21 protein-coding genes are annotated in these 20,475 nt (G+C 71.6%); 10 read left to right on the forward strand and 11 right to left on the reverse strand.

Annotation, left to right across the window (positions count from 1 at the left end; translation table 11 throughout):
* Positions 1-97: 97 nt before the first annotated feature.
* The 4 genes from Asi02nite_RS18455 to Asi02nite_RS18470 all read right to left on the reverse strand — a co-directional run bounded on the left by Asi02nite_RS18455 (position 98) and on the right by Asi02nite_RS18470 (position 1,710).
* Positions 98-703 carry a hypothetical protein gene (locus Asi02nite_RS18455; RefSeq protein ID WP_144022943.1) on the reverse strand — a complete coding sequence of 202 codons (606 nt, stop codon included), beginning with the start codon at positions 701-703 and terminating at the stop codon, positions 98-100.
* 52 nt (positions 704-755) lie between these two features.
* Entirely contained in the window at positions 756-980 is a 225-nt protein-coding gene (locus Asi02nite_RS18460; protein WP_089255365.1) for a hypothetical protein, read from the reverse strand.
* A gap of 101 nt (positions 981-1,081) precedes the next feature.
* The gene (locus Asi02nite_RS18465; protein ID WP_089255366.1) at positions 1,082-1,309 is read right to left on the reverse strand and encodes a hypothetical protein; all 228 of its coding nucleotides are present in this window, start codon (positions 1,307-1,309) and stop codon (positions 1,082-1,084) included.
* A complete protein-coding gene (locus Asi02nite_RS18470; protein WP_144022944.1) occupies positions 1,306-1,710 on the reverse strand; it encodes a hypothetical protein in 405 nt (134 codons plus the stop codon). Before Asi02nite_RS18470 ends, Asi02nite_RS18465 begins: the two co-directional genes overlap by 4 nt.
* A 651-nt stretch (positions 1,711-2,361) precedes the next feature.
* On the opposite strand from Asi02nite_RS18470, the gene Asi02nite_RS18475 reads away from it, so the two are divergent.
* The 6 genes from Asi02nite_RS18475 (at position 2,362) to Asi02nite_RS18500 (ending at position 7,763) form a co-directional block, all read left to right on the forward strand.
* Positions 2,362-2,808 carry a hypothetical protein gene (locus Asi02nite_RS18475; RefSeq protein ID WP_239126808.1) on the forward strand — a complete coding sequence of 149 codons (447 nt, stop codon included), beginning with the start codon at positions 2,362-2,364 and terminating at the stop codon, positions 2,806-2,808.
* Complete coding sequence (locus Asi02nite_RS18480; RefSeq protein WP_089255369.1) at positions 2,805-4,277, forward strand: relaxase/mobilization nuclease domain-containing protein; 1,473 nt, start codon at positions 2,805-2,807, stop codon at positions 4,275-4,277. Before Asi02nite_RS18475 ends, Asi02nite_RS18480 begins: the two co-directional genes overlap by 4 nt.
* Before the next feature lie 21 nt (positions 4,278-4,298).
* Positions 4,299-5,294: a hypothetical protein gene (locus Asi02nite_RS18485; protein WP_089255370.1), complete on the forward strand. Its 996-nt coding sequence runs from the start codon at positions 4,299-4,301 to the stop codon at positions 5,292-5,294.
* Positions 5,291-5,698, forward strand: a complete 408-nt coding sequence (locus Asi02nite_RS18490; protein ID WP_203714594.1) for a DUF4913 domain-containing protein — start codon at positions 5,291-5,293, stop codon at positions 5,696-5,698. The genes Asi02nite_RS18485 and Asi02nite_RS18490 overlap by 4 nt, the downstream gene beginning before the upstream one ends.
* Positions 5,699-5,809: 111 nt before the next feature.
* Positions 5,810-6,217: a hypothetical protein gene (locus Asi02nite_RS18495; protein ID WP_203714596.1), complete on the forward strand. Its 408-nt coding sequence runs from the start codon at positions 5,810-5,812 to the stop codon at positions 6,215-6,217.
* A gap of 1 nt (position 6,218) precedes the next feature.
* Positions 6,219-7,763, forward strand: a complete 1,545-nt coding sequence (locus tag Asi02nite_RS18500; RefSeq protein WP_203714597.1) for a hypothetical protein — start codon at positions 6,219-6,221, stop codon at positions 7,761-7,763.
* A 32-nt stretch (positions 7,764-7,795) separates the two neighbouring features.
* On the opposite strand, the gene Asi02nite_RS18505 is transcribed toward Asi02nite_RS18500, so the two are convergent.
* Genes Asi02nite_RS18505 through Asi02nite_RS18535 form a run of 7 tightly spaced genes read right to left on the reverse strand, consistent with a single transcriptional unit; the run spans position 7,796 to position 17,313 of the window.
* Entirely contained in the window at positions 7,796-9,802 is a 2,007-nt protein-coding gene (locus Asi02nite_RS18505; protein ID WP_089255374.1) for a toprim domain-containing protein, read from the reverse strand.
* Complete coding sequence (locus Asi02nite_RS18510; protein WP_203714600.1) at positions 9,799-11,781, reverse strand: type IV secretory system conjugative DNA transfer family protein; 1,983 nt, start codon at positions 11,779-11,781, stop codon at positions 9,799-9,801. The genes Asi02nite_RS18505 and Asi02nite_RS18510 overlap by 4 nt, the downstream gene beginning before the upstream one ends.
* 44 nt (positions 11,782-11,825) lie before the next feature.
* Positions 11,826-13,313 carry a putative type IV secretion/conjugal transfer ATPase gene (locus tag Asi02nite_RS18515; protein WP_203714602.1) on the reverse strand — a complete coding sequence of 496 codons (1,488 nt, stop codon included), beginning with the start codon at positions 13,311-13,313 and terminating at the stop codon, positions 11,826-11,828.
* Between the two features lie 19 nt (positions 13,314-13,332).
* Positions 13,333-14,820 carry an SCO6880 family protein gene (locus tag Asi02nite_RS18520; protein ID WP_203714604.1) on the reverse strand — a complete coding sequence of 496 codons (1,488 nt, stop codon included), beginning with the start codon at positions 14,818-14,820 and terminating at the stop codon, positions 13,333-13,335.
* Between the two features lie 7 nt (positions 14,821-14,827).
* Positions 14,828-16,228 (reverse strand): hypothetical protein, encoded by a 1,401-nt coding sequence (locus tag Asi02nite_RS18525; protein WP_203714606.1) that lies wholly within the window; start codon positions 16,226-16,228, stop codon positions 14,828-14,830.
* Position 16,229: 1 nt separating this feature from the next.
* Entirely contained in the window at positions 16,230-17,000 is a 771-nt protein-coding gene (locus tag Asi02nite_RS18530) for a DUF8175 domain-containg protein (RefSeq protein WP_203714608.1), read from the reverse strand.
* Positions 17,001-17,004: 4 nt separating this feature from the next.
* The gene (locus tag Asi02nite_RS18535) at positions 17,005-17,313 is read right to left on the reverse strand and encodes a hypothetical protein (RefSeq protein WP_239126809.1); all 309 of its coding nucleotides are present in this window, start codon (positions 17,311-17,313) and stop codon (positions 17,005-17,007) included.
* A gap of 188 nt (positions 17,314-17,501) precedes the next feature.
* Between Asi02nite_RS18535 and Asi02nite_RS18540 the strand changes: the two genes are divergently transcribed.
* The 4 genes from Asi02nite_RS18540 (at position 17,502) to Asi02nite_RS18555 (ending at position 20,316) form a co-directional block, all read left to right on the forward strand.
* Positions 17,502-18,098 (forward strand): hypothetical protein, encoded by a 597-nt coding sequence (locus tag Asi02nite_RS18540; RefSeq protein ID WP_203714609.1) that lies wholly within the window; start codon positions 17,502-17,504, stop codon positions 18,096-18,098.
* The gene (locus Asi02nite_RS18545; protein WP_203714610.1) at positions 18,095-19,207 is read left to right on the forward strand and encodes a peptidoglycan DD-metalloendopeptidase family protein; all 1,113 of its coding nucleotides are present in this window, start codon (positions 18,095-18,097) and stop codon (positions 19,205-19,207) included. Before Asi02nite_RS18540 ends, Asi02nite_RS18545 begins: the two co-directional genes overlap by 4 nt.
* Positions 19,208-19,251: 44 nt before the next feature.
* Complete coding sequence (locus tag Asi02nite_RS18550; RefSeq protein ID WP_203714611.1) at positions 19,252-19,917, forward strand: hypothetical protein; 666 nt, start codon at positions 19,252-19,254, stop codon at positions 19,915-19,917.
* Between the two features lie 105 nt (positions 19,918-20,022).
* A complete protein-coding gene (locus tag Asi02nite_RS18555) occupies positions 20,023-20,316 on the forward strand; it encodes a hypothetical protein (RefSeq protein WP_089255383.1) in 294 nt (97 codons plus the stop codon).
* The last annotated feature ends 159 nt before the right edge of the window (positions 20,317-20,475 follow it).

Raw genomic sequence — 20,475 nt, forward strand, 5'->3', positions numbered from 1 at the left:
GCGGGTCTTTGCCGTCGTCGTCAGGTCAGGCGGCGGCGTGCCGCGTCGGCTTCCGTGTCGTCTTGTTGTCGGTCGTCGTCGGCTGGTGCTTGTTCCTTCAGAACAGGCAGCCCTGCGGGTCAGCCTGTTCGGCGACGGTGCCGCCGAAGCTTCGGTTGCAGTCCGGGCAGGCGTCGCTGCGCTTGACACGGCCCTTGCTGTCGAGCCGGACCGCGCCGGCTGCGTCGCCCAGCAGCCCGTCCGCGGTCGGTCGGTACAGGTCCCAGGCGCGATCCCACGCGGCGCACACCTTGAAGACGGCGCCGCACCTGCACGCCCACACGGGCAGCGCCCGTTCGTATTCACACTGCCACCAGCCCATGAAGTGATGGGCCAGCTCCTTCCAGTTCCAGACCGGGCAGTCTTCGCACGGTCCCGCCCGCCACAGCACGATGAGCTCGGCGAGAACCCAGTCCGGCCACTCGTCCGCCTCCGGGTCGAGGTAGCTGTGCCGAACAGCCAGGTGCTCGGCGGCAGCGTCCACAACCTCCCCGAGCGGGGTAAGCGCGTCGCTGACGGTGAGCAGTCCTGCCGGCGACGCGGTCACCGGGTTGAGGCACACGCCGGCATGAAAACGCCCGCACAGCTCGCATCCAGCCGGGCTCACCCACTCGTGAGGCACCGACAGCGGTGCGCCACTGCGAACGCGTTCGGTCCGGGACATGGTTCTCCTCCGTGCCGGTGGGCTTCCTGGATGCCGTGCCTGGGGTGGACGGCTAGATCGGTGAGTAGTCCCGGAACGCGCTCCCGATCGGCGCCTCCAGCACGATGATGTCCTCGTCAGGGTCGAGGAAGTCGCGTTCGGCGCGGGTGTGGTCGCAGTGGCGCTGCCAGGCGGCCATCATGGCGTCGCGCGCCTCTTTCTCGGTGGCTCCGGTCGTCACGAAGCGGTAGTGGCTCGTGAAGACGAGGGCCACGGCTACGGTCGGCTGGTCGGTCATGCCTCAGATCCCCTTCGCGGGCGATGTCGGCTGGTCGGGCGTGCACCGCACGGTCCGGGCCCTGGCTGATCCAAGGTCCGGGCCGCACGGATGGCGCCCGGTCAGCGCGCTGTAGGCCGGCGCCGTGGCTGGTTGCGCAGGGTTGAGTCAAAGCCGAGCGCGTCCAACTCGTCGCCGGATAGCGGCTGCGAGGGGTCGGCGCGTTGTGCCTGGGCGTCGACCAGGTCGTCGATGTCAGCAGGGGTGAGCGGCTGAAGGCCGGTGAAGGTGCCCGCGTTGGTGAGGACCGCCCGGGCCGCCTCTCGCTGAGCGGTGGTGGGCCGGCTCATCGCAGGTACGCCGTGGCGACGGTGATGGCCGCGTCGAAGACCGGGGTACCTCGGTCCTCGTTCTCGTAGATGCCGTCCAGGAGGTTCGCCAGCCGGATCAGGTTGTGGGAGACGGCGTCGGCTGCGGTCGCCTCTTGCATCGCGGCCCAGAGCGCGTTCGCCTCTTCGGCCACGTCCTCGCAGACCCGGTCGTCACCCTTGACCGCCTCGACCAACTTCTGGACCGCTGTGGCGACCTCGGCGCCGATGGGGGGTGGGGTGCCGAGGCAGCTCTCGCGGATCTCTTCCGCTGCTTGGGCGATTCCCGGCTCGGCGGTGTCGAGCTTCGGGGCCACTGCGCTGTGTTCGTCGGCCCCGAGGCCTGCTTGAGGTAGGTCCTGGGCCAAGTTCGGGTTCGCCACCTGTCGTCTCCTTCGCTCGTCCGACCGTTCACATAAAGGGTATCATTATAGGCCGCCTGCGTCGACCCCCTCCAAGAGCCGCAAAATGCCGGCTCGCTTCCCAGATGCCGGTGTGCCGGTGACTCTCAGACCCCGGGTCCGCGGCGACGATCGCGAGCACGTCTTGGATCGGGCGCGCTGAGGCCCGCTCGCGTTGGTGGCCCCCCCCGCTCGCGGCCGCGCGAGGCCAGGCGCCTCCCGCGTCGTCAATCCCGGCGGACACAGCGCTCCGCAGTGGCATGCCTCCCCAGGACCACGTGCTGCGTCACCGCTTCGAGCAACCCGCCCACGCGGTCCAGGGCCGACTCCCTGATCCGGAAGCTGCGTGAGTCCCCTGTGGTCCGTGCACCAGCGGCCTGGAGCGTCTCCCGGCTCGACCGGCTGGGGCCGGTCGCGGCGCGTCAAGATCAACCAGGCGACCGGCCCGGCTCCGCCGGCGAGCTCTCAGACTGGCCACTACTGCGGTGGCCGCCCCCATCCATCGACCCGGCTGGGCCGGGGAGCAAGTTATAGCTCCTGTAACAGGAGCTGGTCCGACCGGGCGCGGTCGGAGCCTGGAAGAGCGTGGCGCTCGTGGACCGTCAGCGAGTCCGCTAACGGTGGCAGCAACCGGTGACGACAACGCTCGGCGACATGGCGCATGGCGACACTCGAGTGCGGGAGGGTCGTGGCCGTGACCGGACCCACCTGTATCCGGGCCGGCCGCGGCGGATCGCTCCGAGCTTCACCGAACAGGAGATGGCCGACGTCCAGAAGGCGGCGGAAGACGCCGGTCTGACGCCGACCGGGTTTTTGGCCGAGGCGGGCTTGGCCGCCGCCCGGGGAACCCCGCCCGCGTCGCTCGACCGCGGCCGCGAGGGCCTGGCGCAGCTGCAGGCCGAGTTGTTCGACGCGCGTGTCGCCGTCGGTCGGATTGGCACCAACCTCAACCAGGCCGTGGCCGCCCTGAACGCCACCGGGGCGGCCCCGGACTGGTTGATACAAGCCGTCGCGATGTGCGAGCGCAGGATGCAGGCCCTCGATGAGGTGATCTCGATGGTCGACCGGCGGCTCCAGTGATCCCATCGATCCACAAGCGCGGTACCCGGGTCGGCGGGCTCATCCGCTACCTGTACGGGCCCGGTCGTCGAGAAGAACACCGCGACCCCCGGTTGGTGGCCGCGTGGGACGGCGCCGGACCGCTGTCCCGCCTCGAGCCGGTGGCGGGCCCGGGCGGCAAGCTCGATTTCACCCAACTGGTCGATCTGCTCGAGCAGCCTGTCCGGGCGGGCCGCAACCCACCGCAGCGCACGGTGTGGCACACCTCCGTGCGCAATCACGCCTCCGACCGGACGCTGAGCGACCAGCAGTGGGCGCACATCGCCAGGGAGATGGTCGCCGGCTCCGGTCTGGCGCCCCACGGCGACACCCGGGCAGTGCGGTGGATCGCGGTCCGCCACGCCGACGACCACATCCACATCGTCGCCACCCTGGTCCGTCAGGACCGTCGCACCGAGTGGGGACGCAACGACCGCTGGCGATGCCAGCGGACCGCCCGGGACCTTGAGGAGCGCTACGGTCTGCACCGGGTCGGGCCCGCCGACCGCACCGCCGACACCCGCGCCCACCGGGCCGAGGTCAACAAGGCCCGGCGCACCGGTCGCCGCGAACCCGCCCGTAACCGGCTGCGCCGGGAGGTGCGCTTCGCCGCGGCGGCCGCCGGATCCAGCGCCGAGTTCTTCGACCTGCTTCGGGCGGCGGGCCTGCAGGTCCGCCTGCGGCACAGCAGCACCGATCCCGGACAGGTCACCGGCTACGCGGTCGCCCTCGATGGGCACACCATCGCCGATGGCACGCCGGTCTGGTACGGCGGCGGCCGGCTGGCGCCCGACCTGACCCTGCCCCAGCTGCGGACCCGCTGGGACGAGACCTCGACCGGCGAGGCGGCCCCGCCACTGATCGAGCAGGCCGAGGTCTACCGGCAGGCCGCCGAGCAGGTGCGCGCCGCCGCCGAGGCCATCCGCCAGCGTGCCGCGGGTGGCCAGGGTGCCGCCGGCGCGGACGCGTACGCGGCCGCTGACGCCCTCACCGTCACCGCTCGAATGATGGAAGGCGACGACCCGCGAGGGCCGCTGCATCGCGCGGCCCGCGTGCTCGACCGAGCCACCCGCGAACCGTACCGGCGTCCGCTGCCGCGGACCCGCCGCGCCGAGGGCCTGCGGTCCATGTCGCGGCTGATGAAACTGGCCGGACAACTCAGCGACAACGCGGCCGTGTTCGAAGCACTCCGCATGGTCATGCAGATGTCGCTGCTGGCCGACGCCCTCGCCGACATGCGCGAAAGCCAACAACGCCTGCACCAGGCCCGCGCCGCCCGCGCCGCCGCCGGGCTGCTGCGCACCGCTGGCACCAGGCAGGGCACGACGTCGCCGGCCGTGGCGGACACGGGGGTAACGCCGCAGCCAACGCCACCGTCAACCCCTCCACCAACCGGCGCCCACGATCGTCGACGTCAGGCCCGGTCCACCAACACGGGCCGCGGCAGGTGACGCGACCCCGGGGAGAGGTAGATGGATCGGATCGGGCAAGACCAACACGCCGACCTGGCCGCTGAGCTCGGCCAGCGAGTCGGCCAAGGCATCGCCGTGCTCTCGACGCTCACGGAGGCCAGCGCTCGGCTGGCCGCCGAGGAGATGCGCCGGCGGGCACGACGGGAGGAGCAACAGCACACCGACGAGGACAGACGAGACCGGGATGCGCAGAGGCTGGCGGGCGAGAGCGACAAGCTGGCCCAGTACGCGGCCCGGCAGCGCGTGGAGCACGACCAACGGGTGGTCGGGCAGGCAGCCGATCCGGATTGGCTGGCTCGAGCGGACCTGTTGGACCTCGCCACGGTCTGGCGCACGGCGCGGGCACGCGAGCATGAAGGGCCCGAGTACGCCGAGGCCGCCGAGCGCGTCGAGGAGCGGTTGCGGCAGATGTATCCGCGGCCGATGGACCTCTACGACCAGAGAGTGAGCGCGGGTGTGCCACGCGCCGACGCGATGCGCACCGCGGCGCAGGAGATGGCCCGCACTCCGGTGATGCGGGCCCACGGCGGCGGCCGGGCGGCGGCCTTGCACCCCGGCGACGTAGCGATCGGAGAAGCGGCTTTCGCCGCCGCTGTCACCGACGAGCAGATCCGGTTGTCCACCGGCGTCGACCCGCGTGACTACGCCGAACAACTGGACCAGCTCGGCGCCGGCGGTGCCGCTGCCGCGCAGGCGCTGCGTGAAACCCTCGCCGCCCGAGCCGGGCAGGACCTCGCCGACGGCCGCAGCGACGCGGCCACGCCCGACAACCCGGCGACCGCCGTCAACGAACACACGACCGGCCTGGTCGACCACAAGCGCGCCACCGCGGACGGCGAGCGTGACAGTGCCGCCGCCGGCACCCGTAACGCCGCGCAGCTCGCCGCGGAGTGGTACCCGGAGGGACTCAACCACCCCGCGGCCCTGCCCGGACACGTGGCTGGCAAACGCCCGGCCGCCACCAGCCCGACGCGCACGGCAGGGAGGACCCGATGACCCACTCCGTACTCGAGGACCCGCCCGCCGCCGAACTGGCCGAGGAGCGGCAGGCTCAGCCGCCGCTGTATCCGAGCGTGGAAGCCTGGGTGGGCGGCTACTTCACCCCGATGTTCCTGCACCGAGTGCCCGGCAACCAACGCATCCGGTGGTGTCCCCAGTGGTGGCAGCACGCGGAAGCGATCGCCCGGCTCACGCTGTTGTGGAACACCTGGGAGGGCGCACGGTGGGAACCGGCAGCCAAATCCGGATGGTGGCTCGATCTGGACCACCACCTGCCGATCCTGCTCGGCATCGACGGACCGTTCCGCAACTGCCGCCACCCGGAGGGCAACCGAGCCGGCAAACACGAATCGCCGGCGGACGCCGCCATCGAACCGGCCCCGGACGGTTGGTGGGACTGAGCGGCGGGGACCGCGTTCGCGGTTATCCACAGCCTCGACGCGACTTCGTTTATCCACAGCACGACCACACCTGGCTTGCCCAACCACGGAAGGAGGCGGACAGTGCCGCCCATGAACAGTTACCGCATCGCATTGATGGACGCGACCGACCGGCTGAACAGCACGAGCAACCTCGACGGGCCTGACGCGCAGCAGGCCCTGCTGCTCGCCGCGTACGCCGGTGTCGCCCCCGATACGGCCATGCCCGCCGACTGGGACTTCTACACCGTGGCGATGACCGACGCCATCGGCGAGCTCCAGGAGGGTCTCGACCTCTCCGAGCAGGTCACCCTCACGTCCCGTCCTGTCCTGCCGGCAGCCAGCGACCCTGGCCTGAGGGAGGGGGTCACCACAGCCGTGCGTCGACTGGCCGACCTGTACGCCACCGCCGCCGGCGGCCAGGCCGGCCCGGGGTGGCGTCGGCTGGTCTGGGCCCAGGTCGCGCACCGACTCGACGACGCCGTCGCGGAGCTGACCTGACATGGACTACGGCGACTACCTCGAAACCGCGGCGGCGCAACTGGCGCGCGCCCATGCCATCCTGCGCCAACCGCGCCCGCCGGACCCTGCCGTCCGCGCATCCGCCGCCCTGGCCAGGATCCGGCTGTACCGCAGTGTGGAGCGGCAGGTCGTGGCCGTCGGTGGAGTGCGGGAGGCCGACCTGCCGCAACGCGGTGTCGTCCCGGACCGGCAGCGGGCCGGCGGCAACCAGACGGCAGCGGCGAACCTGGCGACGGCGCTGCGCTACGCGACCGCACACTCGATCACGGCAAGCGAGGGCGTCGGGAACATCCCACCCATCGGGCCCGTCGCGGTCGCGCTGCACAGCGCCCACCAGGCGTTACAGATCGCCGGCGACATCCTGATCAGCAACACCGGGCCATACACCGGACCCGGCGACGACCACCAACCGAGCACCGCAGACGGCATCGCCCTTCTCGCGGGCGTCGGCCGCGAGAACAACCTCGCCGCTGTCGCGCGCCTCGCGGCCGCCGCCGCGGACATGGACGTGCGCCTGGCCCGCTGGCTGTGGCCGGAGGAGGCGCCAGCACCGCTGGGAAGGGTGCTGGCCGCCGCCGAGCAAGACGCCTGGCAGACGAAGAACGGCTCGCTGCGGAACGATGCGCGCACCATCGTCGGCCTCGGTCACGGAGCTCAGGCGCCGGTCCGGGCCCTGGCCATCGGGCCCGCGGTCGACGACCCGCACCGGTGGGCATCCCCAGCCTCACTACAGGAATGCGTGGCAGCGGTAGACGCCGCCCGCGCGTGGCTGACCCGCCGCGGCGACGACCTGACGGTGCAGCAGGTGGTCCGCGTCGCGACCGCGGCGGTGGGCATCACCCGGTCGGTTGGGCACGTGCAAGCGCACACGACTGGGACACCCGCGCTCGACGAGTTGGCCGCGACGACCGCCCGGCCATGGCGGGGCGTACTCGAGTTCGCCAACGAGTTGCGCAGCCCCGTGCCGGATCGCGGCAACCTGAGTACGTTGACCGCTGCCATGTCCGGAGTGGCGACATGGCTGCAGGGCCAGCTTCGGCCAGCCGGCCAGTGGGCCGATCCGCCCCGGTGGGCCGCGGACGAGGCGGCTCGGTCGGCGTGGCGCACCGGCACGGCGCAGATCCTTTCCCGGATGCCGGATCTGGCCGACCAACTCCACGACGCGACGCTGCGCGCTCACGGTCGTGGCGGGGTGCTCACCGAAGCGCGGCGCCTGATCCGCCGACCCGGCCAGCTGATCCGCGCCACGCACTGGGTGACCGCGCCCCCGGAGCACCCTGTGTTCACCGAGCTGCTCGGCGGGCTGCGCGCGGCGGGCACCGCGACCCGCGCCCTGGCCGCCCGCGCGGACGTGGCGGAACGGCCCGGTGTGGGGGCAGCGGCCGCACTGGGTGCTCCGATGAGCCCGGCGAAGCTGGCCGGGCAGTGGTACCCGCAGAGCCCGGCCGAGCCGGTCGAACGGGCGAGCCGGACACGAAGCCGGGCGGCTCAGCTGCAGGGTGCGCCGCAGGTCAAGCGACGCTGAACGAACCACCGACAACGTCCGCTGATGGTGGCTCAGCTGTTGCGTTGAGCCGCCGCAGCGGCGGGCAGCGCAGCCCGCCGAGGCCGCTCACGCAACGCCGCTCTGGCAGACGCTGGCGCCGTCGTCGGCCCCTGATCCTGGCGCGCCAGCCGCGCGGCGTTCATGGCGTCGCGGACACGGTCCGGGCGAGGCCGCACCACCAGCACGGCCGCCGCCGGGCCCCCGAGCCGGCTGAGGGCGGCCGCACCGGCGGCGGGCTGCTGGCGCTCCAGCGCCTCCCGCAACTGCGCCGGTGTCGCGGCGGACAGCGACCGGCCGGACAACACGATCCGCGTCACCGGCACATCGATGCGGTTGACGCCGATGGCCCCACCGCGTACCGATGCGGTCAACGCGCCGTCCCCCGGGCGGGTCGGGGCGCCGGGACCGGCCCGCCCGCGCAGCGTGTGGTCAATCGTCAACGGGCCTATCCATCGGGGCGTCATGGCGTAGGCGCGGGCATCTCCGGCCCACGCGACGGTGAACCTCTCGCGCCCCGCGACCGGCCGGTCGCCGTCGAACGAGGTGAGCACCACGATGCTGGCGTTGCCCTGGTGTGCCGCGCCGAGGGCGGCAAAGTGGGTATTGACCGCCGTGCGGGCGATCTCGACGGCCCGCCGCGCGCCGACCAGGACCGCGACCCGGCCGGCGACCTCGCCGGCCAGAGCAGCGGCGTCGCGGTCAGCGGCGGTGTCGCCGGCGCCTTCGGCGATCACCCAGGCGGTGTGGCCGGTGCCCGGGTCGTGTTCGACCCAGGTCGCGGCCGCGCCCGACGAACTGGTCCGGGCGTACTGGTGTCCCACGGCCTCCGGGTCGGGAAACCCGGCGCCGCTCATCGGCGTGGCCGCTCCGGCGGCGGACTCGACCGCAGCCGCATCCGGCGCAGGGGCCTGCCCCGGATCGCCGATCAGGTCGTCGTCCCCGGGCGGGTAGATCGCCTCGAAGACGGTCAACGGGTTGAGGTCCAGTCGTAGCGTCACCTGGTGGGTCAACCGCGCCGCAGCCACCGCATCCCGGTCGCCTACCTCGGCCAGCAGCGGCGCCACGGCGCGCAGTGCGTCCAGGCGTATCTGAAACGACTCCGAGGACGGGTCCCGACCGAAACGCGCGAGTTCGGCGAGCCGTTGACGGAGCCGGTCCAGGTGCGGGGTCATCCGGTGCTCGGCGACAACGTCGACCAGCGGCGTGCGAGCCAGCGCGAGAGCGGCGACCGCGGCCATTGACCCGTCGGCGATCAGTGACGCCGGATCCGACCCGGCCGGAAACGACATGGCCTCAACCGGCCCTGACCAGTCGCGCAGCAACTCGTAGGACTTGTCGATCGCACCCTGCCCAGCGGCGTCGGCGTCGAATGCGGCAGCGATCGGGGTGCCGGACGGGACCGCGTCGGCCAGCAGCGCGACTTGCTCGGCGGTCAGCGCGGTGCCGCACGGAGCGACCGCCACATACGGGCGGTTGCGGTCGGGTAGCGACGGGCGCAGCCCGGCCACCGCGACCACGTCCGCGGGACCTTCCACGATCATGACCAGGTCGGGCTGAGCTCCGTCGCGGAGTTGCTCCGCGAGTCCGTACAGCACGGCCTTCTTCGAATAGATCGCTGTGCTGGTGGTGTTGCGGTACTTCGGAGTGCCGGGCCGTCCGGACACGTCACGGCCGGTGAAGGCGACGACCTGGCCGTCTGCATCGCGGATCGGGAACATGACCCGGTCACGGAACACATCGATCAGGTTTCCGTTGCTGGTTTTGGTGATCAGCCCGGCGTCGAGCAACTCCGAGTCAGTGAACCCGGCAGCCCGAAGGTGCTCTCGCAGAACCACCCAGCCGCGTGGCGCGTAGCCGATGGTCCACGGCGTGTCCTGGGCGGTCGCCGCCACGATTCCGCGGCTGCGAAGGTACGCCAGTGCCCGGGGTTGGTCGGTCAGGTGGGAGCGGTAGAACTCGGTGGCTATTTCGTGCGCGGCGATGAGTCGCCGCGGGTCGGGGTCGGTGCGTCCGTTCATGGCCGCCGTGCCGAGCCGCGGAAGCGCGGCATCCGCGACGTGGTCGAGTGGATCGAGTCGACGGGCCCGCCGGAGCTGTCGGCCTCGCCGGTTCCGTCTGCTCCCGAGCTCTCCCGCAACGGCGCAGGCTCAATGCCGGCCGGGGTCCCAGTGCTCGGCTGAGGTGCGCGCTCGATGACGGTCGGGGACGCGAGCGCAGGCAGCTTTACTCCCTGGGCGGACAGGTCGCTGATGAGTCGTTCCTGCTCGGCGGCGTCGGAGATTTCGGCGATCGCGGCGGCGGTTTCGGCGGTGAGCGTGGCCGCGGCGGGCTGGCGGTACCACGGGCTGAGTTCCAGCATGGCCGGCCGTGCGCCGGAGGCGAGCAGGATCGCGTGGCCGCGTTTGAGCGCCCGAACGTCCTCGGGGCCCAGGATGCGCTGCCGGCGGACGCTGATTTGGCGCGACATGGTGCCGGAGCCGTCGCGGGTCATCGATAGCGTGGCGACGTCGTGCTCGCCGACCAGAGCGGATACGTCGGCGGCGAACCGGGGGTCGTCTGCGCCGGCGCCGATGAGCTTTACGGTTGCGGCTCCCCACAGGGTGCCCATGCCCCGGTCGCCCCACACCGTGGTGCCCTGTTGATAGGTCTGCAGGATGGTGACCAGGATGATGCCGCGGCCGCCGTAGTGGCTGTAGAGCTGCGGCAGGTCGGCCAGGGGGCAGATGTTCGCCGCCTCGTCGAGCATGCACAGCATGGGTGGGTCGAGACGGCCGCCGCGTGCTTCGGCGCGACGCACACCGTGGCGCATGACCTGGTCGGTCAGGGCCGCCACGAGCGGTCCGCTGGAGCCGGCGCCGTCCTTGGACAGCAAGTACAGGGTGTCGCGGCTGAGGGGGAACAGGTCCGGGTTGAACTGGTCGAGGCCTGTCTCGGTGCCGGGTTGGTTGACCCAGGCCATGATGCGGGGGTCTTGGAGGCATTTTGCCGCCGTACGGGCGGTCTCGTAGATGCCGTCCCTGGTCTCCGGCGCACCGTTCTGCCTGCCCCGCAGCGCTCGGGCCACCTCGGGAAATCCGCCTTCGAACAGCAGGCCGACAGGTTCGTCGTCGCCGGCGTCGGCCAGCCACGCCTGCACGTCGCTCATGCCGGCGCCCCTGGCCGCGGCGGCGAGGAAGAAGCTGGTCAGCAGGTCCTCGGCGGCGAGCAGCCAGAAGTCCTCGCCCTTGTCCCGCTTGATGGGCTGCACGAAGTGCGACGCCATCCGCGAGGCGTCTTCGACCGAGCTGATGCTGCTCAGCGGGTTCCACCACCAGCCTTGTCCGGTGCGGGTGATGCCCTGTGGGTCGAACACCCAGTTTCGGCCCACGCGGGCCCGGGCCGCGCGGGTCGTTGCCCACACGTCAGCCCGGTTGGAGGTCGCCACTACCGCGCCGGGGGCGTCGAGGATCAACGGCACCGCCAGCGAGGTCGTCTTTCCGGCCCGCGGGCCCATCACCGCGAGCACGCCGTCCTCCCAGGAGGCCCGCAGCGTCGGCCCGCGCCGGCCGGGGAGCACCATCGTGCCCAGCGCGACGCCGAGGTCGGCGCCGGCGAGCTTCTTGACCGGGGTGTCGCCGAGGCTGGGCCGCAGCTGCAACGCCCGCTTGGTCACCCCGGCGGGCGTGAGGTCGGCAACCTCGCGAGGACGGGCCATCGACGGCAGCGGGTCCCCGGCGTGCGTGCGCCGACGCTCCCAGATGACCCAGCCGGCCGTCACGGGCGCCGCGGCGGCCGCCACCAGCGCGCCGTAGACGCCTGCGACGGCGGTGTGATTGACGTGCGGATACAGCACGGCCCATTGGCCATGGAGCAGCCCGTCGACGAATGCCGCGCCGAAGGCTGGCCCGCCGGGCTGGTTCGTCATCGCCGAGGTCAGCGCACCGGCGGCCCACGCCAGCCATGCCAGCGCGATCGCCCCCCACGCCGCGGCGAGCAGCAGGAACGGCGTCAGCGGCATGGTGCCGGCGCTGGAGCGGGGTTGCACCGGGTGTTGGGACAGGCTCATCGCTGACCACCCGCCCGGGCCACCGACCGCACATCGGTTCCTCGTACCGCCATGTCCGTGTCGTACAGGTCCCACTCGTCGCCGACCAGTGTCAGCGCGACCGGAAGCCCTGGCCTCTCCCCGGTCTTGATCAGGTATTTGCCCCGGCCGGGGTGGACGCTGCCGGCGAACAGTGCCTCCGGTGCGGCCCAGGAGGACACCATTTCCCGCTCCGGCGCGGACAGGCGGGTGATCTGGCTGATCCGGTCCAACTCCCGCCCTGGCAGCGCCGCCATCACCTTGATCGCGGCCCTTTCGAAGAAGCCCCTGGCCTTGGCCCGGTCCTCCTCTGTTGGCAACGCTTCGAGGTCGTCGAGACTGTGCGTGATCATGAGCGAGGCCATGCCGCGCTGACGGTTGAGCCGGGTCAGGGCGTCGGCGTGGTCGACAAGGCCGGGGGCGCCGCGTAGTGCTCTCCAGAGCTCGTCCATCACGCCGAAGAACTGCCGCCGTGGCGCGAGGCCCTGCTCGGCAAGCACGGCGGCCGCGTCGACCACGCCGAACGAGTACGCCCAGGTGCACAGCATCGCCGCCGCGACGAGTTGGTCGCCGGCGGCGGCGACGTGGGAAATGTCCACCGACACCGCTGGTGCGTCCAGGTCGATCGGGGTTGTGGTCTCGGCGTCGAACACGCCCTTGAGCGAGCCTTCGCACAGCAGCGCCAGGGTGGGGATCAACTCAGCGACCCGCCGCTGGTACTCCGCCGCCGAACCGGCCCGGGCGGCGGCCCGCAGCTCGTCCGGTCCTTCTTCGAGGAGCCCGAGAACGTCGGGCACGGTGGGCTCACGGTCCAACCGGGCGGTCAGCACGTCTACGGTGCGCCCGAGAATGACCTCCTCCGGGTTGGTGACCCGGCCGGCGCGCACGAGGGTGCACAGCGCGAGGAGCAGTGACAGCCGGCGGCCTCGGATCTCCAGGCGCAACCGGTCAGCGTCCGGTCCGCTCATCCGCGCCAGCGCGCGTCCCAGCGGCCCGGAATCCAGCGGGTTGATCCGGTCCAAGCCGCGCCCGACCCGGATCACCTGGCCGCCCAGGTGGCTGACGAGCCGGGTGTAGTCGGGTTTGGTGTCGCCGAGGACCAGGGCCTGCGTGCCGTATCCGACCAGACCCGTGATGAGGCGTTTTGCCAACGAGCTCTTGCCCACCCCTGGTTGGCCGAGGAGGAACATGCCCGGGTTGGTCACCAGACCGGCGTTCAGCCAGGCCAGCGGGTCGAGGCAGAGGACCTCGCCCCACAACATGTGCCTTCCGATGGGCACGCCGAGCATGGGTGAGCCGGATCCGGCCACGAAGGGGTACATCCCGCACAGCTGCACGGTCGTTCCCTGGTATTCCATTCCCGGCGCGAGGTGGCTGACTCGGCCGGCGCCGGGCACGCGGAATCCCCATGACGGGGCGACCGGCCCGCGGGAGGGCGCGTCCACCGCGGAGTCGTGTGTGGTCATCGGTAGCTCCTCACACCGGTCAGCGGGGCCACTGGGTGGCCAGTTGCGGTGGGCAGATTCCGCACGGCAGGGTGGTCACGAACCCCGCGGCCTGGCTGGCCCACAGCCGCCGCAGCCGGATCTTGGCGACCTCGGCGCGGGACTCGACGTCGGCGATGGCTCGACCGAGCTCGGCCTTGTCGGTCACGGTGACCGTGACGAACATCGACATCAGCCCGACGCCTGAGCCGGCGGCTTCCTCCTGGGCCGCGCGCAGTGCGCGGTCCTTGTCCGCGCGGTCGCGGGCGTTCTCGTCGCGCTTCTGGGCCGCTCGCAATGCGTCGCGGAACGCCGCGGCGTTGACCTCCCGCTCGACGATGTTGGCCGCCTGCCCGGCGGAGAACGGGCGGTATACCAGGCTGACCCGCTTGGGATAGGGGCCGGGGGCGAGCAGCCGGGACAGTACGTCGGCGTGTACTTGCGCCCGCGGGGCCTCGTGCCACGCCCACGACACGCTCCAGCCCGAGTCGTGCTGGTAGTGGTCGTAGTGCTCTTCGGCCGCGACCGGCCCGGCCGTGTCCCAGTCCAGCCAACGGCCTGGATTCGAGTCGCCGTCGCTGACCAGCCGTGCCACGTCGCCACGCGCCAGCGGGTCGTAGGCGGTGCGCACGGTCGCGGTGAGGTCTTGGGCGGTGGCCCGACCCAGCACGGTCACCCCGCAGCTGCCGAGTGAGTCCATCAGACCCGGCAGGGTCCGGCCGATCTCCGCGACGGACTCGTCGAGGTTGCGGGGCCGGGCAGGGGAGTGGGCGGGGTCGAAGGTGATCGTCACCCGGGTCTCGACATCGGCGGCCGCCGCCGGGCTCGTCTCGACCAGCTGTGCGAGCACCCGCCGGGCGGACGCTGGAGCGTTCGGCGCGACGCGCCGGGCGACGTAGTCAGCCAACCGCGACCCGGACGCTGGCGCGGTGTCCACCGTGATCGTCACCCACCGCACGATCGGCAGATATCCGAGCGAGGACAGCCACCCGCCCCAGTTCGACACCCACGATGTCGCCTGATCCCGGTCGACCAGCCACGTCGACGTCGCCGCCGTCCGAACGGTGGCCGTCATCGTGCCGACTCTCTTGTGCCAGACGAGCCCGAAGTCCCCGGCAGGGTCGGTGACGGCGAGCAGGGTGGTGGGGGCCAGCAGCCCGGGTAGCCGCCAAGCCTGGGCATGAGCCACCGTCACACCGGATCGATACGACGTGTAGCCACGTGCTGACCCCCACCCCCAGCGGACCCGCTGCAGCACTCCATGCAGCAGCGGTACACCATCCCAACGCAGGACGGTTCCACCGATGATCAACAGTGCGGGCCCGGCCGCGATGGCCAGAGCGGTCGGACTCAGCGAGGCGGAGATGATCAGTACGGTGAGGGCGATGAGCACCATCAGTGTCTGCCCGGAGCCCAGGCCCATCAGGCCCATACCCCGGCTGCGTCGCCACCCGCCGTACGTGCGTACCTGGCCGTCAGTTGACGTCATCGGATCCTCACCCGTCCTTCGTGGAGGTGGACATCGCGCCAGCGGCGCTGTCGGCGGCGGCGCGAGATGTCTTGGCGGCCGCGCCGACCGCGACGACCGCGCCGGCGACGATGGGGGCCGCCGGGCCCGTCGCGGCGGAAGCCGCGACACCCGCGCTGGTCGCGGCGCCAGTGCTCGCTCCCGCGCCGGCGCCGGCAGCCGCGGCGCCCGTCGTGGCCCCGGTCGTGGCTGCCGTGCCTGAGCCGCTGGCAGACGTGACGCTGGCGACCTTGCCGGAGCTGACATCCCCCTGGAACACCGGCGGTCTCGCCCCACCGCCGGTGCCAGAGATTGGCCCCGGGCCAGGGCTCGGGGCAGATGACGGACCGAGACCCGAGCCATTGCCCCGGTCGAAGGTGTCGCTGAGGTAGCGGGCGTGCTCATTGACGCCCGAGCCACCACCAGAGCCGCGCATTGAGGCGGCGGCGTGCATACCGGCCGCGCCGGCAGTGGCAAGCATGCCCAGCCCGCCGCCCCCGCTCTGGAGCGATCCGACAGTCCAGTTGAAGAACCTGAGCAGCACCGGGAGCGCCACCAGGGCGGCGACCATCATCGCCAAGCCGAACAGGAGAATGCGCGGGTCATTGGAGTTGTTCTCGCCCGTCATCCAGATCATCACCGCGTAGGTGACGGCGGCGAAGTCCTTGTAGAAGATCAAGGTGAGCATCCAGGCCATGACCTTGGGCAACCAGCCGTTTGTGGCGTTGGTGAAGCTGCCGGAGGCGGCCAGCGGAGTCAGCGCGGCGAGGATCAGGACCGCGCCGTCGCGGAACAGCATGAGGATTGCCTGGATGAAGGCGCAGATCATCGCGATGAAGCTGATCAGGATGACGAGCCCGATCGGCATGCCACCGGCTGGCAGGCCGCCGGGGAGAAACGCCGGTAGGAGCAGACCTCCGAGTCGCTTGCCGAGGCTCGGCTCGCCGACCGAGCCGAGCGCGAGGTTGATCACATAGGTGGCGAACCCATCGGTGCCGGCAAGCAGCAGGTTCGTGCCGAACACCCCAACGGCCGACCACAGTGCGGTGTTCCACAAGCCGCGCAGCACGTTGACCAGCGGGGCCGGCTTGCGTGAGAGCACCATCAGCAGGCCGTTCCAGAGCATGCCGCCGGTCGCGATGATGACGGTGATCGGCAGGATGAGCGCCCGCAGGTTCGCGACCGAACTGATCGTGGCCGCGTAGGGGTCGGTGTTGCCGCGATCCGGGTACAAGCTGATCGAGGGCACCATCACCCACCAGCTCGCGGAAAGGTTGATCAGCCACTGCGCCGCAGCGACGAGCATCTGCCCCACCTGTGCGAACATGCCGTTGGCGACGGTGTTGGCGACCTCGGCGGCGATGCACGTCGTGTCCCACGGGGTGCACATGTCAGCCTCCGTCCGCGAATCGTTTGAACCCTGCGGCGTCGGTGACCACCGAGGTCTCCGTCGACCAGTCGCCGTCGGCCGGAGCGACCAGCGCCCAGTCGCCGTCGACCCACTGCAGTTCGGAGACCAGCGAGACCAAGACGGAGCCGCCAGATGCGCCCGGGCCCTCGATGAGCAGCCGTACGGTGGGTCTGTCGATGGACTCGACGTCGACCTGGTAACCGCGGATCGTGGAGTAGAGCCGGCCGGCTGGCTCGCCGTGTGGCAGCCCGAGCTGTGCCCGCGCCTGCTGGTAGTCGTCCTCTACCCGGTCCGCGAGGGCTGCGGCATCCGGGCCGACGACCTGGTCGCGCAGGGTCGGCTCGAACACCGCGGGGCCGGCCTGCGGGCTCAGCCGCACGCTGATGTGCGCCGCGGCGAGGACCGCGCCAAATGGTGTCCGGGCGAAGCCGCGTGCCCGGCCGCCCGCGCTGTCGGCCGGGCCGGCGGTCGCGGAGACCGGCACGCCGGCCCCCGCGACCGTGGTCCAGGCCACCGTGCTGGACGGTGCCGTCGACAGCGGCACCGGGTCTGCCGGTTCCGTCGTGACGTGCGGTGCGCCGGGGCCGGCCGTGCCGGGACCGCCCTGACCCGCGGCCGGCGCCCCGGTTCGACCATTCAGCGCGACGACCAGCCCGGTCACGCCGGCGGTGATAGTCAGCAGCACGATGCTGGCCACGACCCCGATGGCGCGGGTGCGGCGGCGGGCACGCAGTGCGATGTCGTCGGTCATCGCGTCACAGCACTGTGGATACGACGGTCGCCCCGATCGCGGCGATGGTCAGCCCGCCGAGGACCCAGGGGATGCCGGTGGCGCCGTCCACCGCCGTGGCGGACCGGTTACGTCGGCCGAGGATCATCATGCCGCCGCAGATGAACATGCCCAGCACGCCACCGACGAGCAGCGCCCATTTGCCCCAGCCGAGGAACATGTCGGCGACCGGACCCAGCCCTGGAATCTCGGCGGGCGCTGGGTTGGGGGCCTCGCCGGGGTCCGGCGCGGCCAGATAGGCCTGTGCCGCGTCGACAATGTGGGCGATCAGCATCTCGCACTCCTTCAATCCGGGTAGCTGGCCCGTCCTGCGGCGAGCCCGTGACCTGGACGATGTCCGCTGGTCGATAGCGGGGGAGTTGGCGACGACGTAGGTGCTGGCGCTGATGGCGTTGCGGGTAGCGCTGCCGCCCACCCTTGCCGGGTTTCGTGAGGCGATCACGACCTTGCAAGGAGGTAGGTATGCGCGCGCTGCCCCGCACGGCCGCGGTCACGGCCGCGGTCGCGACCGCGGTGGTGGTCGTCGTCGCGGCGATGGCGCTGGTGCTCGGTCCCGGCGGCGTCGACGACCGTCCGCCAACGGCCGCGACCGATCCGTCGCCAACGCCGTTAGTAAGCCCACCGATCGACCCCGGCGCCGACTACGGCGACCCGACGCAGGTGTGCCTGCGGTTCGCGGGCGCGTTGTACCGCCACGACACCGGTATCGACGCGAGCGCCCGGGCCGCGCACCAGCGGGCCATGGCGTACGCGACAGGACGGCTGGCCTCCGCCGTCGATGCCCAGCCGGACCGATCCGACGCCCAGTGGTCGACCTGGCAGAGCCACCGCGCCGTGACCGACCCGACGGCCGCAAACGTGATCGACGCCGATGAGCAACCCGCAGACGGGCCCGTCGACGCCTACCGAGCGGCCCGGGTCACCTTCACCCCGGTCGGCGCCGACGGATGGTACGGCCCCGCCGAGACCTGGGTCGTCTTCTGCGTGTTGCACCGTGACGAGGGCGGCTGGCGGGTCGCCCACTACGACCTTGACGACCTCGGTCAGGCAGTTCAATGAGCGGCGACCGCGAGGCCGGCCCACCGCGGGGCCTGATGCTCCTCGCCATCGGCGCGCTGGTGGTGGTCATGGTCTGCAGCTCGGGCCTGCTCGTCATCGGCGGCGCGGTCGGTGGCGGCCTGACGGCCACACCACCGCCAACCCAGGGCACGCCCCTACGACCGGACGCCCCGGTCCCACCTCAGTACCTGAGCTGGGTGCTGAAGGCGGGCGCGCTGTGCCCAGAGCTCGGCCCGGGCGAGATCGCCGCGCAGATTGACCTCGAGTCCGGCTGGAACCGCGACGCCGTCGCCCACAACCCGGCCAGCCGCGGCGGCGACGCCATGGGCATCGCGCAGTTCCAGCAAGGCACCTGGGCCAGCTGGGGCGGGGACCGGGACCAGGACGGACGAAACTCCCCCTTCGACGCCGAGGACGCGATCCTCGCGATGGGGCACCTCATGTGCGACCTGGCCGAATGGGCCAGCCAGAACGTGGAGGCGCAGCACCTGCGCGGGGACCTTCTCGACTTGGCCTGGGCCAGCTACTTCTGCGGCCGCGGCTGCGTGCTCGCCGCCGGGGGCGTGCCTGCCGCCGGCCTCGCTCACGACTACCCGGGCAAGGTCCGTGAGCGACTCGCGAAATACGGCGCGCCCAACGCTGGTGGAGTACCGGTCGGCCCGGGCGGCTGGACCCTTCCCCTCAAGCCCGGCACCTACAGCGTCGGCAGCGGCTTCGGCAACCGCTGGGGCAGGCTGCACGCCGGCGTCGACCTGATGGCCAAGACCGGCACCCCGATCTACGCCGCCGCCGCCGGCACCGTTCTCGACGCCGGCTGCACCAGCGCCTACTGCGACCGTCCCGGCAGCCTCAACCTGCCCGGCTGCGGGCTGCGCATCAACCTCGGCCACGCCGGCCGGATCGTCACCCGCTACTGCCACGCCGTGCGGCTCAACGTCCGCGAGGGCCAGCGGGTCGCCGCCGGGCAAATCATCGCCTGGGTCGGCTCCACCGGCCACTCATCGGGACCACATCTGCATTTCGAGGTCCACCACAGCGCACCACCGGCGAGCAACGACAACGCCGAAAACCCGATCACCTTCCTCCGCAAGGCCGGACTGCGGCCATGACGACCACCCCGTTGTCCCTAGCTACGCCGGCAGGAGTGACACCAATGACGGCAACGCAAACCTTCCCCACGGCATACGCCACCGCCCGCGCCGTGGCGGCCGGCAACTGGTCACGCCGTTCGTACCTCGCGCCATCGGACCGGTTTATCCTGGCCGTCGACACGATCTGGGCGGTGGGCTACACCACCGGCTACCGCGCCGGACACCACTGCGTCACCCGGCAGGTTCACACATCCGCCCGCGCGGCTGCCCCGCAAACCCCGGCCGGCGAGCCACGCCGGTGCGCCGCCGCACTCGTCGACGCTGCAGCCGAGGTGGCCGAGCGGTGCACCCCGCTCATCGCGCCCACGCCAGCCGCCATCCTTGCCGCAGCCGAGGCCACCACCGACCCCCATCCGAACCCGGCATTGTCCTCGTGCAGCAGCGTCGTGTGGACACAGGCGCTGCGTGCCGGCGCTCTTGCGGGCATCGCCACCGCCGCCACCGACATCCTCATTGACTTCAGGATCGGCGTCGGACTCCGCGCCCTGGGCCGGGTCCGCGTGGCGGACCTGACCGCCGCTGAATGGGCGGCCGCCGTCCTCATCGACGCCAATCGGACCGCCGCGTCCACGCCCTGGATCGCCGGCGCCACCAACCCCCTGAAGTCCAGTCGGCGAGCCGACCCGACACGGGCGTCGAAGACCACGAGTATGAAGGGCGCTCTGTAATGGCACGGCGCCGCCGGGAGGAGAATCCGAACCAGCTCTCACTGGACTTCCTGTGGGGAGCCGAACCCGAGCAACTGCACCGAGCGGAGAGGAAACCAGAACCGGATGAATCAGTACGGCCGCAGGGCGCAGACGTACTGGCAGCAGCACCTGCCGACCCAGTACGCCCAGATCGCGAACCCGACGAGTTTCTTCGAGGAGATGGGGGAGGCGCTAGCCCAGCAGATCGACGAATTGGCGGACGCGATCGCCAACCGGACCCCGTCGACAGGGGACTTCATGGCCAACCTCGGCCGGCTGAACGGAGCCAGGCAGGAAGCCGAGATGGAGGTGCTCCGGGAGATGCTGCCCCAGCCGGAGACGACGGCAGCTCAGACGGACGAAGCGACCGTGAGTTAATCGCGGCTGTCGCGGAACAGCGACTGCCTCATCCCAACCCGCATTCCTGTACGCACTGCACCAACCGGGCCACGCTGCAGCTCACCCTGCCCACGGGCGACCAGGTCACCGTGTGCCGGCCACACGCCAGGCTCTATCGCGTCGACCCGGCGGTCGCGC

This window comes from Asanoa siamensis, from assembly GCF_016862555.1.
GTDB lineage: Bacteria > Actinomycetota > Actinomycetes > Mycobacteriales > Micromonosporaceae > Asanoa > Asanoa siamensis.

What these genes read in the sequence shown, in the direction of transcription:
- Asi02nite_RS18455 (WP_144022943.1), bottom strand. Translation starts at nt 703, where the DNA reads ATGTCCCGGACCGAACGCGTTCGCAGTGGCGCACCGCTGTCGGTGCCT.
- Asi02nite_RS18460 (WP_089255365.1), bottom strand. Translation starts at nt 980, where the DNA reads ATGACCGACCAGCCGACCGTAGCCGTGGCCCTCGTCTTCACGAGCCAC.
- Asi02nite_RS18465 (WP_089255366.1), bottom strand. Translation starts at nt 1,309, where the DNA reads ATGAGCCGGCCCACCACCGCTCAGCGAGAGGCGGCCCGGGCGGTCCTC.
- Asi02nite_RS18485 (WP_089255370.1), top strand. Translation starts at nt 4,299, where the DNA reads ATGGATCGGATCGGGCAAGACCAACACGCCGACCTGGCCGCTGAGCTC.
- Asi02nite_RS18490 (WP_203714594.1), top strand. Translation starts at nt 5,291, where the DNA reads ATGACCCACTCCGTACTCGAGGACCCGCCCGCCGCCGAACTGGCCGAG.
- Asi02nite_RS18495 (WP_203714596.1), top strand. Translation starts at nt 5,810, where the DNA reads ATGAACAGTTACCGCATCGCATTGATGGACGCGACCGACCGGCTGAAC.
- Asi02nite_RS18500 (WP_203714597.1), top strand. Translation starts at nt 6,219, where the DNA reads ATGGACTACGGCGACTACCTCGAAACCGCGGCGGCGCAACTGGCGCGC.
- Asi02nite_RS18505 (WP_089255374.1), bottom strand. Translation starts at nt 9,802, where the DNA reads ATGAACGGACGCACCGACCCCGACCCGCGGCGACTCATCGCCGCGCAC.
- Asi02nite_RS18510 (WP_203714600.1), bottom strand. Translation starts at nt 11,781, where the DNA reads ATGCCGCTGACGCCGTTCCTGCTGCTCGCCGCGGCGTGGGGGGCGATC.
- Asi02nite_RS18515 (WP_203714602.1), bottom strand. Translation starts at nt 13,313, where the DNA reads ATGACCACACACGACTCCGCGGTGGACGCGCCCTCCCGCGGGCCGGTC.
- Asi02nite_RS18520 (WP_203714604.1), bottom strand. Translation starts at nt 14,820, where the DNA reads ATGACGTCAACTGACGGCCAGGTACGCACGTACGGCGGGTGGCGACGC.
- Asi02nite_RS18525 (WP_203714606.1), bottom strand. Translation starts at nt 16,228, where the DNA reads ATGTGCACCCCGTGGGACACGACGTGCATCGCCGCCGAGGTCGCCAAC.
- Asi02nite_RS18530 (WP_203714608.1), bottom strand. Translation starts at nt 17,000, where the DNA reads ATGACCGACGACATCGCACTGCGTGCCCGCCGCCGCACCCGCGCCATC.
- Asi02nite_RS18535 (WP_239126809.1), bottom strand. Translation starts at nt 17,313, where the DNA reads ATGCTGATCGCCCACATTGTCGACGCGGCACAGGCCTATCTGGCCGCG.
- Asi02nite_RS18540 (WP_203714609.1), top strand. Translation starts at nt 17,502, where the DNA reads ATGCGCGCGCTGCCCCGCACGGCCGCGGTCACGGCCGCGGTCGCGACC.
- Asi02nite_RS18545 (WP_203714610.1), top strand. Translation starts at nt 18,095, where the DNA reads ATGAGCGGCGACCGCGAGGCCGGCCCACCGCGGGGCCTGATGCTCCTC.
- Asi02nite_RS18550 (WP_203714611.1), top strand. Translation starts at nt 19,252, where the DNA reads ATGACGGCAACGCAAACCTTCCCCACGGCATACGCCACCGCCCGCGCC.
- Asi02nite_RS18555 (WP_089255383.1), top strand. Translation starts at nt 20,023, where the DNA reads ATGAATCAGTACGGCCGCAGGGCGCAGACGTACTGGCAGCAGCACCTG.